Source organism: Zobellia sp. OII3 (genome assembly GCF_002211465.1).
Lineage (GTDB): Bacteria > Bacteroidota > Bacteroidia > Flavobacteriales > Flavobacteriaceae > Zobellia > Zobellia galactanivorans.
Map to the genome: position 1 here is coordinate 622,965 of NZ_MWRZ01000001.1, position 15,320 is coordinate 638,284.

Annotated in this window: 16 protein-coding genes; 9 read left to right on the forward strand and 7 right to left on the reverse strand. The window is 43.6% G+C overall.

The features are described from left to right. The first annotated feature begins 324 nt into the window (after positions 1–324). The 5 genes from B4Q04_RS02585 to B4Q04_RS02605 all read left to right on the forward strand — a co-directional run bounded on the left by B4Q04_RS02585 (position 325) and on the right by B4Q04_RS02605 (position 5,246). Positions 325–801 carry a CAP domain-containing protein gene (locus B4Q04_RS02585; protein ID WP_013992841.1) on the forward strand — a complete coding sequence of 159 codons (477 nt, stop codon included), beginning with the start codon at positions 325–327 and terminating at the stop codon, positions 799–801. A gap of 142 nt (positions 802–943) precedes the next feature. Then, positions 944–1,483, forward strand: coding sequence for a 3-hydroxyanthranilate 3,4-dioxygenase (locus B4Q04_RS02590; protein ID WP_088695915.1), 540 nt, complete (start codon positions 944–946; stop codon positions 1,481–1,483). A 92-nt stretch (positions 1,484–1,575) separates the two neighbouring features. Next, positions 1,576–3,189, forward strand: a complete 1,614-nt coding sequence (locus B4Q04_RS02595) for a CHASE domain-containing protein (protein WP_013992843.1) — start codon at positions 1,576–1,578, stop codon at positions 3,187–3,189. A gap of 15 nt (positions 3,190–3,204) precedes the next feature. Beyond that, complete coding sequence (locus B4Q04_RS02600) at positions 3,205–3,558, forward strand: DUF1304 domain-containing protein (protein ID WP_088695916.1); 354 nt, start codon at positions 3,205–3,207, stop codon at positions 3,556–3,558. Between the two features lie 134 nt (positions 3,559–3,692). Next, positions 3,693–5,246, forward strand: a complete 1,554-nt coding sequence (locus B4Q04_RS02605; protein WP_013992845.1) for an aldehyde dehydrogenase family protein — start codon at positions 3,693–3,695, stop codon at positions 5,244–5,246. A 130-nt stretch (positions 5,247–5,376) separates the two neighbouring features. On the opposite strand, the gene B4Q04_RS22645 is transcribed toward B4Q04_RS02605, so the two are convergent. Further along, positions 5,377–5,517, reverse strand: a complete 141-nt coding sequence (locus tag B4Q04_RS22645) for a hypothetical protein (protein ID WP_161496036.1) — start codon at positions 5,515–5,517, stop codon at positions 5,377–5,379. A 344-nt stretch (positions 5,518–5,861) separates the two neighbouring features. Between B4Q04_RS22645 and B4Q04_RS02615 the strand changes: the two genes are divergently transcribed. Both B4Q04_RS02615 and B4Q04_RS02620 read left to right on the forward strand, forming a co-directional pair. Next, on the forward strand, positions 5,862–6,779 hold the full coding sequence (locus tag B4Q04_RS02615; protein ID WP_088695918.1) for an OmpA family protein: 918 nt from the start codon (positions 5,862–5,864) through the stop codon (positions 6,777–6,779). A gap of 23 nt (positions 6,780–6,802) precedes the next feature. After that, complete coding sequence (locus B4Q04_RS02620; RefSeq protein WP_013992848.1) at positions 6,803–7,366, forward strand: hypothetical protein; 564 nt, start codon at positions 6,803–6,805, stop codon at positions 7,364–7,366. Positions 7,367–7,724: 358 nt separating this feature from the next. Here the strand turns inward: B4Q04_RS02620 and B4Q04_RS02625 are convergent, their stop codons facing one another. From B4Q04_RS02625 to B4Q04_RS02640, 4 genes are all read right to left on the reverse strand, one after another. After that, positions 7,725–8,723, reverse strand: a complete 999-nt coding sequence (locus B4Q04_RS02625; protein ID WP_013992850.1) for an acyl-ACP desaturase — start codon at positions 8,721–8,723, stop codon at positions 7,725–7,727. A 65-nt stretch (positions 8,724–8,788) separates the two neighbouring features. After that, a complete protein-coding gene (locus tag B4Q04_RS02630) occupies positions 8,789–9,514 on the reverse strand; it encodes a metallophosphoesterase family protein (protein WP_088695919.1) in 726 nt (241 codons plus the stop codon). Continuing rightward, on the reverse strand, positions 9,511–10,593 hold the full coding sequence (locus tag B4Q04_RS02635; protein WP_013992852.1) for a hypothetical protein: 1,083 nt from the start codon (positions 10,591–10,593) through the stop codon (positions 9,511–9,513). Before B4Q04_RS02635 ends, B4Q04_RS02630 begins: the two co-directional genes overlap by 4 nt. Before the next feature lie 56 nt (positions 10,594–10,649). Continuing rightward, the gene (locus tag B4Q04_RS02640; RefSeq protein WP_088695920.1) at positions 10,650–11,786 is read right to left on the reverse strand and encodes an SPFH domain-containing protein; all 1,137 of its coding nucleotides are present in this window, start codon (positions 11,784–11,786) and stop codon (positions 10,650–10,652) included. 165 nt (positions 11,787–11,951) lie between these two features. Between B4Q04_RS02640 and B4Q04_RS02645 the strand changes: the two genes are divergently transcribed. Together B4Q04_RS02645 and B4Q04_RS02650 are read left to right on the forward strand one after the other, a co-directional pair. Next, a complete protein-coding gene (locus B4Q04_RS02645) occupies positions 11,952–12,290 on the forward strand; it encodes a RagB/SusD family nutrient uptake outer membrane protein (protein ID WP_088695921.1) in 339 nt (112 codons plus the stop codon). 184 nt (positions 12,291–12,474) lie between these two features. Continuing rightward, positions 12,475–13,422, forward strand: a complete 948-nt coding sequence (locus B4Q04_RS02650; RefSeq protein WP_088695922.1) for a carbohydrate kinase family protein — start codon at positions 12,475–12,477, stop codon at positions 13,420–13,422. Positions 13,423–13,426: 4 nt separating this feature from the next. Here the strand turns inward: B4Q04_RS02650 and B4Q04_RS02655 are convergent, their stop codons facing one another. After that, the gene (locus B4Q04_RS02655) at positions 13,427–14,563 is read right to left on the reverse strand and encodes an ATP-binding protein (RefSeq protein ID WP_013992857.1); all 1,137 of its coding nucleotides are present in this window, start codon (positions 14,561–14,563) and stop codon (positions 13,427–13,429) included. Further along, a complete protein-coding gene (locus tag B4Q04_RS02660) occupies positions 14,560–15,315 on the reverse strand; it encodes an SDR family NAD(P)-dependent oxidoreductase (protein WP_088695923.1) in 756 nt (251 codons plus the stop codon). The genes B4Q04_RS02655 and B4Q04_RS02660 overlap by 4 nt, the downstream gene beginning before the upstream one ends. Positions 15,316–15,320 lie beyond the last annotated feature (5 nt).

Genomic DNA, 15,320 nt, shown 5'->3' on the forward strand with positions numbered 1-15,320 from the left:
ATTAGCGGATAGAATTATGGAATCCATCACGGTTTACCGTGAATTAAGTCGCATCTGAACAAGGACCGTACCAAGCATTTCAAATTCGCCGAACAATTAAAATTTCTACCGTAGATCAAATAACGGGCCTATCGTACGGTTTGACTTACAACGCAAAATTGAAGGGTGTATTTCATCGAAAAGAGTAAATTATAGAGCCTAGCAATCATAATATTTTAGATATTAGCCAGACGATAACTCCCCTTATCACGTTTAGAACACGAGAATACCCCATTCTTCCTTCCTACTTTTCTAGAATACGCCTACTTACAAATAGAACTTTGTATGAAAATGAGAATGCACTTTGCTGCACTCGTTTTATTTGTATGTACCTTGGCCTCTTGCAGTAAAGAGTCTGTTGACACTACAAATATTACCGAGGCCGAGACTGCCGAAGCAGTAGAAAAAGAATTATTGGAAGCCGTGAACGGACACCGCGTCTCTATCGGACAAAACTCACTGGAGTTCAGCGCCGTGGCCTACACCCACGCCAACGCACATACCGATTACATGATTGCCAAAGGCACCCTTAACCACGATAATTTTAGTACTAGGGCTTCGGATATTTCCGCGAAAGAAGCCGCTAAATTTGTTGCCGAAAACGTAGGTCGGGATTACGCCAACGCTTCACAGGCTTTAGATGGCTGGCTAAGCAGTGCCAGTCATAAGCGAACCATAGAAGGGGAGTTTACCCATACCGCGGTAAGTGTCAAGAAAGGCAGCAATGGCAAAATGTACTTTACACAAATCTTTTATAGGTAATTTTTCAGCTTTAAACGAGCATTATCGTCTGATATTTATAGGGATAAGGACGAGTTTTTTCATAAATTTGAGATTGTAACAACCACTATTCCCATTTTCAATTTTATTTGGGAAGGAGAAGTGATCGTAAATTTTGAACAAAATGCCCATAAAAGCTCCCTTCAACCTCAATCGCTGGATTGATGAAAACAGACATACCCTAAAACCTCCGGTAGGCAATAGAAACCTGTATAAAGACGCCGGTGATTATATTGTTATGGTAGTAGCTGGCCCAAATGCCAGAAAAGACTATCATTTTAACGAAACCGAAGAGCTCTTCTACCAATTGGAGGGCGAAATAGAAGTACACATACAAGAAGACGGACAAAAGAAAACCATGAAGCTCGGTCCTGGCGACATGTACCTACACCCCGCAAAAGTACCGCATTCCCCGGTTCGCCATGAAGGAAGCATAGGCTTGGTCATCGAAAGAAAGCGCGCCGACATGGATGTTGAGGATGGACTTCTATGGTTCTGTGACAATTGCAACCATAAGCTTTATGACGTTTACTTTAAACTCAATGATATTGAAGTAGATTTCCTAAAACACTTCAAGCATTTTTACAGCTCTGAAACACTTCGCACTTGCGACAATTGTGGGACGGTAATGCCCGTAGATGAGAGATTTATCGCTGATGATTGACATTTTTGTTGGCTTATCAACATAAAATTGTCGTTCTTTGGTAATGGCATTAGCGTCGCCGAAGTTTTTAGGATTCCCCATACCAACCTCTTATGACCACTCTGCAAATTCTAAAATACTTGGCCGTTCTCCTTATCGGAAGTAGTTTAGCCTTATTTATTTTCTTTTCGATCAATAACAGGTACCTACTTCAAAACAAGTCGGCCGTAGACAGTGCCGTTACCAAGTCGGTGATAAAACTTGAAGACGAGCTCAACAAAATAAATTTGGTAGTCGAGTCAATGGCTTTTTTCTACGAGAATAAAAGCTATATACCCCAAAAGCTTTTTGAGCGCTTTACCGACCCTTTTATCAAAGAACTCAACGGTATCAAGGCCTTGGCCTGGGCTCCAAAGGTCGAGGACTCGCTGAGGACAAAATTTGAAGAATATAGAACGATTACCCAAATCGACTCTAGCGGTCAGCTCGTTCCCACAACATCAAATAATGTACATTACCCGGTTACCACCTTAAACCCCGTAGTACCATTTAAACAGGTCTTGGGTTACGACGTTTTTTCCGATAGTACAAAAAGAGAGGCCATCTTACGTTCCATAGAAACCGGCAAACCTGCCATTTCAGGCCCCATCCAATTGATTTCGGAAGCTGACGGGGTCGGGGGAATCCTTGCCTTAAAATCGGTAAGCTCGGCCATATCTCCCGAAAACAAGGGAATTGTTCTTGGGGTATACCGCATGGATAAGTTGATTTCCGAAACCTTAAAATCTGAAATTAAGGTATTCAACCTATGCATCCACGATCACGAAGCCGGCGATACCTTATTGTTTTCAAATGTACACACCAGCAAGACCCATAAAGATCAGTACGAGAAAACCGTTATCAAAAAAAGCATCAATGCAATAGATCGCAAATGGGACGTTCATTTCGTGCCCAAACAAGAGTACCTCTCCTTTCCGCACGTCTTCGAATCTTATGTAGTTCTTATCCTCGGCCTGGCCACAACACTGCTCTTGGCCCATTTGGCCAGAAGGAGGGACAATCATAACGACCGCCTTGAAGCCCGTGTACTATTGCGTACGGCCGAACTTGAGGAATCGAACAAACAAAAGGAAAACTTGTTACGGGAAATCCACCACAGGGTAAAGAACAATCTTCAGATCACCTCTAGCTTGATCAACATGCAGAAACGCAAATTGGTAAGCAAAGAGGCCATAACGGCCTTAGAAGACAGTCAAGCGCGCATATCGGCCATAGCGCTCACCCATCAAAAAATCTATCAAGACAAAGATTCAAAAGCCGTGAACCTGCATGAGTACCTGAAAGACCTTATGGAGTACCAGAATAAAATATCACCCTCTTTCAGCTACAAGATCGATTGCCCGGAAATATCGATTGACCTAGATAAGGCGGTTCCGCTGGCCTTGATCATTTCCGAACTTGTGACCAACGCGGTAAAGCACGCCTACCCTGACAAAAAAAATTACAACGAACTCCGTATCGACGTAAAAAAATTAGACAAATCGAATATCTCATTGACCATACGCGATAACGGTAAAGGCCTTCCCGAAGGCTTTGCCATCGAAAACGCCGAAGGCATAGGTTTCGATATCATAAAGGCACTTTGCCGACAGATTTCAGCCGAGCTTTCGTATAATTCAGACAGTACCGGCACCAACTTTAGTGTTATTTTTAATAACCAAACATAGAAAAACAGAAGCGTTATGGCTGAAAAAATACTTATTGGTTTTATTTCGCTCCTACACTTTTATTTCCTGTATTTTGAAATGTTCGCTTGGACAACCAAGGGGAAAAAGATTTTTAGAAAGTTTCCGTCCGAACTCTTTGAGGCCACCAAACCCATGGCCGCCAACCAAGGGCTCTACAATGGTTTTCTCGCCGCTGGATTAGCATGGACCTTTTTTATAACCGACCCACTCTGGCAACAAAACATCGCGCTCTTCTTTCTAAGCTGTGTTGCTATCGCCGGAATCTACGGAGCCTATTCGGTAGACAAAAAAATCCTATACATACAGGCCCTTCCCGCCCTATTGGCCATTGTCCTTATCTTAATCTAAACTAGGCCGCATAATGGTCCCTTAGTTTTGATTGCATTCCTAGCCGGTATACATGCGATTAAAATTTACTTTTCTGGAATAGTTGCAGTACCTTTATCAAAAAATATAACAATAACGCAATAAAAAGTTATAAAATGTCACATTTAGCATCGCAATTCGGTATCGAAAAAGCACTTAAGGATTTAGGTGTAATGGATATAAACCACGGTACCTCAACAGGCTCCTCACATTTTGGTTCCGGAGAAATTATTTCATCATACTCGCCAGTAGACGGGGCCCTGATCGCTAAAGTCAAGACGACCGCTAAAGAAGATTACGAACAAGTGATGGCCGCCGCGACCAAGGCCTTTAAGGTATGGCGAAGCAAGCCGGCACCGCAACGAGGTGAAATCGTAAGGCAATTTGGAGAAAAGTTAAGGGAGAAAAAAGAAGCCTTAGGCAAATTGGTATCGTACGAAATGGGAAAAAGCTACCAAGAAGGCTTGGGAGAAGTACAGGAAATGATCGACATCTGTGACTTTGCCGTAGGTCTTTCGAGGCAGTTGCACGGTCTTACCATGCATTCCGAACGCCCAGGTCACCGAATGTACGAGCAATATCATTCACTGGGTGTGGTCGGAATTATTTCGGCTTTCAACTTTCCTGTTGCCGTTTGGGCATGGAACACGGCCTTGGCATGGATCTGTGGTGATGTTTGCGTTTGGAAACCATCTGAAAAAACACCCTTATGCGGGGTGGCCTGTCAAAATATTGCCGTAGAGGTCTTTAAGGCCAACGGTTTGCCCGAAGGTATTTCTTGCCTGATCAACGGTGACTACCGCGTAGGTGAGATGATGACCACCGATACACGAATCCCCCTGATATCGGCCACAGGGTCTACCCGTATGGGCAAAATCGTAGCCCAGAACGTAGCGGCCCGCTTAGGCAAATCGCTCTTGGAACTGGGTGGCAACAACGCCATAATCGTCACCCCCGATGCCGATATTAAGATGACGGTAATCGGCGCGGTATTCGGTGCGGTAGGAACGGCAGGTCAACGCTGTACCTCCACCAGAAGGCTCATCATTCACGAAAGTATTTACGACCAGGTCAAGACGGCCCTTGTAGAAGCCTATAAACAACTTAGAATCGGCAACCCATTGGACGAAAACAACCATGTAGGCCCACTAATCGATACCGATGCGGTGGCCCATTATAAAAATGCCCTTGATAAAGTAGTTGAAGAAGGAGGAAAAATTATTGTGGATGGAGGTGTTCTCGAAGGCGAGGGCTACGAAAGTGGCTGCTATGTAAAACCGGCCATTGCCGAGGCGCAACCCGATTTTAAAATCGTACAACACGAAACCTTTGCCCCGGTACTTTACCTTTTGAAATATTCGGGAAGCGTTGAAGACGCCATCGATATTCAAAACAACGTGGCCCAAGGCCTGTCTTCGGCCATTATGACCAACAACCTTCGTGAAGCCGAGTACTTCTTATCGGTTGCAGGTAGCGATTGTGGTATTGCCAATGTAAATATAGGTACATCAGGTGCTGAAATTGGAGGTGCTTTTGGAGGGGAAAAAGAAACCGGTGGCGGTCGCGAATCAGGTTCCGATGCCTGGAAGGTCTATATGCGCAGGCAGACCAATACCATTAACTATACTACCGAGCTTCCTTTGGCGCAAGGCATCAAATTCGATTTATAGAAGTGAAATGTGTTTATGTGAAAACCCGCCGTTAATTACTTGACCTTCCCCCGAATAGACAAGCAAAAAAATAGCGGGTTTTTAAACACTAGACTAACTCAAACATCTTTGTATACACTTTCCTTTTTCATTACATACCTTTAATTCCTTCCCTATTACCGCGTACGGTTGCGGTCTTGGGCATTTTCCAACTTCCGTGGAGTAGAGCTTGCATGCCCAACACAATGAACATGCACATAAAATTCGCTATTTTGATAATTTCAGTTTTCATAACTTCTCGTTTTAGAATTATCCTTTCTGCCTTATAAAAGTATATATCTAAGTCTTGTCCCCAAAGTAATAATGTATAGGCCCATCCATTAGATACACAACTAGTTAGATTTCCTGTATAATCGGTCGCCGTGTCAATCCGTTGGGAATAGCAATCGGCAACCCTATCTTCCACCTATTAATGTGGCCTAAATAGAAAAGGTTAACATATCTCCCCTTCTACAACCGTATTTCATCGAAAACCGAAATGCATTTTGTAATACTTTACTTATTAATTAGTCGGTTTTAACATTTGTCTTGTTTTTTTTAATACATTGTAGTCTAAACACTTAACACTCCATTACGATGAAACGTTCAACCCTATACCTACTTGGTATCATCATTACCATAATAGTAGGTATCTATTTTTACATCAACTGCTGTAGTTATTGTAGTCCAATGGTTCAACAACAAGAGGAAGCTAAACAAGAGGTAGCACCTACCCCGGCCCCTCCTAAGGCCAGTTCATATCCTTTTGCCCTGAGTGACGGCGACTTTAACTATGAGACCCAAGACAATTATAACTTTAATCGATCTAGCCCCCGTTTTTTAGAACCGGTATCGGAAAACGTTACCCGTGGTATCAGCCCGGGCCTAAAGGACTATTTGGCCACCCATAAAGACAAGGTATTGACCCTTACCGGATATTACCAAAGTGACGAAGACAACAACACCGCTTTTCCGAACTTGGGCCTCGCACGGGCAAACTCGGTCAAAAACCACCTCACATCACTTGAAATTCCGTCCTCACAAATCGACATTCAAGGGAAATTGATGGGCGATATGGTAGCCGACGGCAACATATTCAAAGGCCCCATTGCCTATGCTTTTAGCGAAAAATCAGGTAATGACGATGATGAAATAAAGGCACTTTACGAAAAAATAACATCAGATCCTTTGGTGCTTTATTTTGATACGGCGGAAGCCTCTATAAATCCTTCCGAAGAACAGCGCCAAAAAATCGCGGACATCGTAAGGTACCTTGACAAGGTCGAAAATGCCAAATGCAACATCGTGGGATATACCGATAGCAAGGGCGGTAGACAGACCAACCTCCGTCTCGGGCAAGGTAGGGCCGATTTTGCCAAAGCCTATCTTGTTCAAAACGGGATTGCGGCCGATAGAGTAGCGACAACATCAAAGGGACCCAACGACCCCATAGCCAGTAATGCTACCGAAGAGGGAAGGGCCAAGAACAGAAGAACCGTAATATCTATTAAATAATCAATAATTAAAACTAAAATAAAATGGAATCTGGAAATATAAATATGATGTGCTGGTTGATCCCACTTCTTGTCGGGATCATTTGTGGAATCTTAGGGTATCTCTTAGGCAAGTCGAACACCAAGGTTATCGATAATTCTGACGAGTTAAAGCGCTGTAATGACGATAATTCGAGACTACGGGCCCAACTTGAGGCCTGCAAGCAACAACTGATCACCATGCCCGAAACCAAGGATGTTTCATCTTCATTGGGCGCTACGCCCATGGCCGCCGTTCCAATCCTTATTCCCTTCGACGCTGCTGCGGCAAAAGCGGCAATCGGTAAAACCGTAAAAGAAAACGATCTAAAGGTCGTAGAGGGCATTGGACCTAAAATAGAAGGGCTCTTTCATGCCGAGGGTATCAAAACATGGAAGGATCTTTCGGAAACCTCCGTTGCCCGCTGCCAAGAAGTTCTAAAAGGCGGTGGTGATCGCTACAAGATCCATGACCCGGCGTCTTGGCCAATGCAGGCCAAGATGTGCTATGAAGGAAAATGGACGGAACTTGCAAAATGGCAAGATGAACACGACCACGGAAAGTTATAAACCTTCCTTATATTTCAAATCCAAACCTCGCTATGCGGGGTTTTTTTATACCCCATCATATCGCTCCATAACAAGCAGACCATACCGTTTATCGAAGAAAGCGAACCGCTCATATTTTTCACAACAAATTGGGCTCCGTTCACAACAAATAATTAGAAAAAAGAAAATGTCAAGGTAGATTTACATTGTAATTAAGTGATAGTAATGACCCCAAATCAATCCTAGAGCTTAACCGAAAACAAGTTACGTATCCCAAATCGAAGCTTGACCTACAACAAGTTAAAACCTACTTAATAAGAAAATCCGGCCTAGAGATAGACCGGATTTTCTTATTTTATTTTATGACGAACCATAAAACCTATATCATACCGTTGGCCTCAACCCACTTGAACCGGTATTGATCTTCAGGAAATTTCATTCGCTCTGAAATACGCTCCAATCGTTCTGGCAATTTAATCAGGTAATCACGAGCTTTTTCTGCCTCATCATTAAGGCTTCTTACTTTTTCCAACTCCCAATAAGCATTCAATTTTCTAAGAATATCCACGTAATCTTGAGCGGTATATACCCCAAGGCGTTGTGCACAGTTAGAGAAGTTTTCAAAAGCCGCACCTATGGTTCCACCGGATTCACGTAAGAAATGGGCCGGCATAACAATTTTCTTTTTCATCATATCGGCAAAAGCCAACATCATACCCGAGGGGTCTTCACCAAAAATGGTTTTTACAAACTCCCTATAGGCCAAGTGATGTCGCATTTCATCGCCTGCAATTATGGTACACATCTTACCCAATAGGGCGTTTCCTTTTTTCTTTGCCATTTGGCCTACCCTTTTATGCGAAATGTTGGTAGCCAACTCTTGAAAGGAAGTATATACAAAGTTTTTGTAAGGATCCCTATCGGTTCCGATATCAAAACCATCGGCGATCAGGTGCTGGGTAGTATATTCAATTTCCCTCATATTTACCCTACCCGATAGATAGAGGTACTTATTAAGTACATCACCATGACGATTTTCTTCAGCCGTCCAGGCCCTTACCCATTTTGACCACCCATTTGTCTTATTTGGTCCGTGTTGGTCAATTCCCTCAACATCCATCAACCAAGATTCATAGGTCGGTAATGCTTCCTCCGTTATGGTATCGGCAACCATGGTCACCCAAAAATCGTATCCTAGTTCCTTAGACTCGCCCCGAAGTTCGCGAACTTCTTCAAGAAAGCCTTCACTTTCGGAATCGGGCAAAAAGTCACTAGGTTGCCAAATATCTTCTACGGGAATCAGAAAAGAATCCATAAATCCCTCAACTTGTGGCTCTATCGCCTGCATCACCTCTAATCGAATATTCTTTTCAGGCATATGTGTGTGTTTTTAACAAAGTTCGTCAATAATATAATTAAAATATAAAAATACGATATCTAATTTCAATTTCTTCCAGGTTCACCAGGATATAGCTGATGTACCGGATCGCTTTGAAATATAGTTTTCGAATCGATATCGAGCATAGAAAGCGGGCCTTTGAATGCGGCCCCCGTATCTACGTTCCAAACATTGGCGGCCCTTGTAGGCTGGGCAACCGTGGTTTTGGAAATAGGGGTATGGCCAATAAAAATTTCTTTGTAGTGCGTCAACCGTTTGGGGTAGTCTGGGTTAGACCGCTCCAATTTCGGATTGAGCGAACGAGCCAGTTCCCACAGTGTACGGTCCCAATAGAAGGTCTGCTTAAAATACTCGTATTCAATCCCCTTCAAGTTAGTAAATCCTGCATGTAAAAACAAACGTTTATTACTATCGACATAATGGTTTTTCAAACCTTCGTAGAACTGAATATGGTTCCGTTTAGTTTGGGCATCGGCCTTCTCGTACGAAGCCAAGGTAGCCCCGCCGCCATGTTGAAGCCAAAGTGGGTTGTCTTTGCCATCGCGCAACCACTCCAAGCAAAGCTCATCGTGATTTCCCCGTATAAAAATGCAATTGTGGGAATTGCCCAATTCAATTAAAAAATCGACGGTTTCGACAGCTTCGCTCCACCCGTCGACATAATCGCCCAAAAAAATAAGTTGGTCGTCGGGTGTTACACCCGCCCGATCAAATACTTGTTTTAATCCTTTTAATCCTGAATGAATATCACCTACTACAAAAGTTCTCATTTTGCAAAAATCGAAATAATAGCAATGATTACCACAATAAAAAGTACCAAAAAAAATATTTTATAAAAAGAATAGGGTCGAGTACCACTGAGTTTTCCGGTTTGGCCGTTAATATAGAAATTATACTCTTTGTTGTCGTACCGATACGAGCTGATATATACCGGCAGCAGAATGTGTTTGAAGGTTTCATCGGTCAAAGTGATATCGGACTGTGTAATGCGTTGGGTATCACCACCGATATCACGACGGATCCAGCTGTATGCTATTTCCTTGGCTTCTTGAAAAGACAAGTGGTGCCCTTCCTTTAAGGAAACCGAATATTTTTCCGTTACAAAGCCCGAGAGGTATTTGGAATTGAAGGCTACCAGCTCCTTTACGTCCCACTGGGCCACCTTAGGGGGGATTTCCTGTCGTTTCTTTTGGGAAGCATTGATCAAGATGTCATCTACAAAACCATTAACGGAACCCGACGCCCTAGACCATCGGGTTTTTCGAACCTGCCGGGTCTGCGTTCCATTCTTCGTCTTAACCCGATGAGTTTCGTAATAATAATCGCCCCTCTGCCCCTCATACCGGGCAGAAAGATTGGCATCGAAAGTCCAATAGGGCACGTACAAACCATGAAGACCTTCGGGGTCGAGTGCGGCACGTTTTAACTTGTTCGGGGCGAACCAAAGACCGTTCACCCAGTTTTTAAACAAGACTTTCGCCTTCTGGGCATCGATTTGAAAAGGAACCAAGGCCATGGGCAGTATCCAGCCTTCCTCTTCAACATCTTCTATAATCAGGGGTTCACTACAATAGATACACTGTAGCGATTTATAATTTTCTTGAACATGCTGATTGGCCCCACAATTTTTACAGTGCAGTACATCAATGGTTTTGGTATAGGCGTTATCGCCCACCACTTTTAAATAATGCTGTAACTCAAGTTCCTCTAAGCTGCTTTTGGCCTGTTCGATAAACTCTTCGTACCCGCAATACTCGCAAACAAGCTGGTGCGTACCTGGCTTGAATTTAAGTTCTGCACCACAGTTGGCGCATGCCTTTTTATGTTCGGATCGTTTGGTATCTTCCATTGGTATTTTAGGTCATTTCCACTAAACAAGAGAGTTCACCCTAAAGAAATGACGTTTTAGGCCGTTGGCAGGGGTGGAGGTGTATTACCTCCCAAAAAAGATTTGAGTTCGTCCACGTCTTTTAGGGCCGTCCAGTTTTGCATGCCCTGTTTCCAAACCAAGGTTTCCCTGTTAATCGTTCTATTGGCAAACAGTTCTTTGAGCCTATCAAAAGTCACGGGGCCACTCTGCTGGCCGTTAAGTCCGTAATAATACATGGTATGGGCAGGCATTGGCGGTGGTGCGGGCGTATCGGTTTTTTGCGCTCCAAAGACGGGGTTTTGGCCTTGTGGCGCCATCATATTGCCCATTTGTTGGGCCAGAACAAAGCCCATACCCATGCCCATTCCAGCTCCTGCCGTACCTCCTTCGTTTTTCGCCGCGGCTTCCATGGCCTTTGCGGCCTTAAATTGGGAAAGCTTCACCATATCCAACTTATCTAACCTACTATACTCGAAAATCTCTTTTTTAAGCTCTTCAGGCATAGAAACATTTTCAATATAGAAGCGCTCCAACGCTATACCGACCCTTCCGAATTCGGGTTGCATCACCTCTTGACAGGTTTCCGATAATTCGCTCGTATTGGCCGCATAGAGTTCTATAGGCAAATTGGCCTCGCCGACCGTATCGGTAAAACGGGTAACGATCAAACTCTTTAAATGCTCATTAATCTCGTAACTCGTAAAATTAGCATCCGTTCCGACTACATCTACAACAAATTTCCCCGCATCGCTTATTCTAAAGCTATAGGTTCCAAAGGCACGTATTTCCACTAGTCCGAAACGATCATCGCTCAGCATAAAGGGGTTTTTGGTCCCCCATTTTTCATCGGTGAACAAACGGGTATTCACGAAATAGACCTCAGCCTTGAAAGGGCTGTCAAAACCATATTTCCAACCTTTCAGGGTAGTCAATATAGGTAGGTTCTTCGTGTTTAGGGTGTAGGTACCGGGCTTGAACACATCGGCCAGCTGGCCTTCATTTATAAATACCGCGGTCTGCCCTTCTCGAACGATAAGCTTGGCATTGTTCTTTATTTCGTTCTGATAGCGTTCAAAACGGTGTACAATAGTATCATTGGTCGGGTCTAACCATTCAATGATATCGATAAACTCATGACTTAGTTTGTTTTTTATTTCGTTGAATATGTCCATTACACCCTGTTTTAAATTTTTTAATAAGGTAGTGGATTTCTAGAAAAGGCACAAAGAAGGGAAGGGCAATTTAGGCGGGTATACCACAAAACACCCCATCTTACTTACAAAAGTGGCTTCCAAAGCAATCACTTTTTTGCACAAAAATGGACGCTTCCCAATAAAATCAGGAACCGTTCCGATCTCCCCGACCTTCCTGCCGGTCTAAGCAAGGATGAAATGAGGGATGCCCTACACACTGAGCGTAGAGTCGAGCTTTGTTTTGAAAACAAGCGTTACTACGACAACAAAAGATGGATGCAACAAGAAGAAACAATGGGCGTTGCCAGACACAACATGGTCATTAGAAACACAGTACCATCCGACAATTCGGGAGTTTGGACCTATAGTGTCGAGCCAGAGGTAAAATTCACCCCTAAGTTCGAAGCACGTCAGTATATGAGCCCTATTCCCCAAAATGTAATAGATCAAAATCCGAATATTTCACAAAACCCAGGGTACTAATCGCAACAAGACCTTGAAATTTTCACTAAAAGCCACTTCGTTCGTGAAGTGGCTTTTTTGTGCAAATGAATTTTCGAATCGCCACACACATCAAAAAAACAAGATACTTCTTAAACCCTATAATTTAAGTACTTTTACGAAACAAGAGAGTCCCTTTTAAACACCCATCACTTCAAGAACGCCTATGAAAACCGTATACTGCATTGGAGAATTACTCATAGATTTTGTAGCGATAAAACAAGGCAACGACCTTTCAAAGGCGACCGAATTCACGAAAAAAGCGGGAGGAGCTCCCGCCAACGTAGCCTGCACCATAGCTAAATTAGGGGGTAAAAGCCAGTTTATAGGAGCCATAGGTAATGACCCCTTCGGAACCTTTTTGCTGAACGTATTGAAAGAAAATCGAGTGGACACTTCATTGGTGCAGCGTTCCAAAACATTTACGACCATGGCATTTGTTTCCTTGGCCGAAGATGGGGAACGGGATTTTGTTTTTAGCAGGGGTGCCGACAAGAAGCTGAAATACGACCCCACATTGAAAAAACAGCTACAGAATGGCATTATACACCTTGGGGCGGCCACCGCTTTGCTAGGAGGAGGGCTAGAGGAAGCCTACGACCGCTACCTCTTCGATGCCCTGACCCAAAACACCTTCATCAGCTTTGACCCTAACTTCAGGAAAGACCTTTGGAAAGGAGAAGAAAGCACCTTTGTTAAAAAGTGTTTGCGCTTCATTGAAAAATCGCATTTATGCAAATTCAGTAAAGAGGAAGCCCAACTTATCTCGGGAGAGTCAGACCTTGAACGTGCCTGTAACACCATACATGAAATAGGGTCACCCCTTATTACCCTTACCTTGGGGAGCGAAGGCACCTTGGTCAGCACCCCTAAAAAGAAGACCATAGTACCCAGTATAAAAGTAAGGGCCATAGACACCACTGGGGCCGGCGATGCCTTTATCGGCTGTTTGTTGTACCAAATTGCCAACATAGGAGACCCACACCTCATCCTATCCGATTATGGGCAATTGATCGAAATGGTTGCCATGGCCAATAAGGCAGGAGCCATTACCACTACCGGTTACGGGGCCATTCCTTCACTTCCCGACAACAGCATGGTTTTCGGGGAATAGACAGCTAGTTGTAGGTCACCTTTCTAATGATACGCAACGACTCCTTAATGCCCGTATAAACTTTAGGGTAATCTTTTCTCAATAAGGAACGGGAAGCTTCCATCTGCTTCTTGGCTTCGTCAAAACCGTTCAGGTAACAAATAAGATAAGTATCGGGCAGACTCTTGAGGTCTATTTTATCGGAAGGCGTCAGTTTTATATTATTTCGGATTTTTTGCAAAAGGGCATTATTCGCATTCCAGATATGAAAAAGCGACTTCTTATCGTATTGCGGGGGCTCAAAGATGAGTTTACTCTCTATTTTGTACGTTCCGTTATCAAAAAAATGAATGACCATCTCTTCCAAAGGAAAATATCTTTGCTTTGTACCAAGCCCCAATTGTACATATTCCACAGTAGTAAAAGAGTCTTCCGTATAGGCAATACGGATTTCATCCAAGGCCGAATAAAACAGTTTTACCTGTTCATTGATCAACTCAATATCGACCCTGGAAAAATAAACCTCATTTTTCACCTTCTTTTTATTCCCTGCCCAACAGACCACAAACTGCTCTTTAAAAACCTTGTAGTTACTACTTAGGTTTTTATGTCGGTTATTGATGAAGTCGATTACACCATCTAAGGTTAGTTCAATATTGTTACGGGCGTGCTGCTCAATGGTGGCCACCGTATCGGAATTGATATCTTTCAATTCTACTCCATAGGCCTTCGGCATACTGATACTCCCTTCCCGGAAAAAGACCATGCCCCCATAGTATTTCCAAATGTTTTTGCGCAGGGCGCATACCTTTCCATTAGACCTGATAGTAACCAGGCCGACCACCTTGCCTTCTTTTAAATTAGGAAAGGGAATGTTTTCGTACGAAATCAAGGGAGGATTGTCTAGGTAGGCATTGACCAAGTTTTGGATCTTACTGTCATCAAAGAAATCGACCCCTACAATTTTGTTGTCTTCATCCTCCACCCCGATAACGATAAAAGAATTATTTTTAGGGTTGCTGTTGGCCAAGGCGCAAACGTGCTTTAAAAACTTGGCCTTACCTTCTTTTTCCCCAATGCTTATAAAACGCTTCTTATCATAAAAACTATTCTCATCATTGTGGGCAAGTAGGTTTTTTACAAGTAAGCGTTTATTGATCATAACGACCTGTTCAATATAGTTGCGGAGGCCTGTGCGGTTGGCATGACCACCAAATCGGCAATATTTACATGATAGGGCCGGGTTACTACAAAATGTATGATTTCGGCAATATCTTGGGGCAATAAGGGGTCAAAGCCTTCATAAACCGAATCGGCCTTATCATCGTCCCCTTTAAAGCGGACATTGCTAAATTCCGTCTCGACAGCCCCCGGATTAATGCCCCCGACCTTGATTCCATAGGGGTTCAAATCCATGCGCATTCCCTTGGTAAGCGCATCTACGGCATGCTTGCTCGCGCAATACACGTTTCCTTTGGGATACACTTCCTTTCCCGCCGTTGAACCGATATTGATGATATGCCCCGACTTGCGTTCCACCATGCTCGGAATAATCGCTTTTGAAACATACAATAGTCCCTTAACATTAATGTCGATCATAGCGTCCCAATCGTCAATATCACCTGCGTCTATAGGATCAAGACCATGGGCGTTACCCGCGTTGTTGACCAATACATCTATTTTCGAAAACTCCTTTGGAAGCGAGCCAATTGCCTCAAAAACGGCATCTTTATCACGCACATCGAAGTTCAACGTGTGCACCTCGCAATTTTTGCCCAACTCAACCTCAAGGGCATCAAGACGTTCTTGCCTCCTTCCGCAGAGCACCAGCCTAAAGCCCTGAACGGCAAAGAGAATTGCCGTTGCCCTACCTATGCCACTCGTGGCTCCGGTTATTAATACAGTTTTGTTCATGGTTT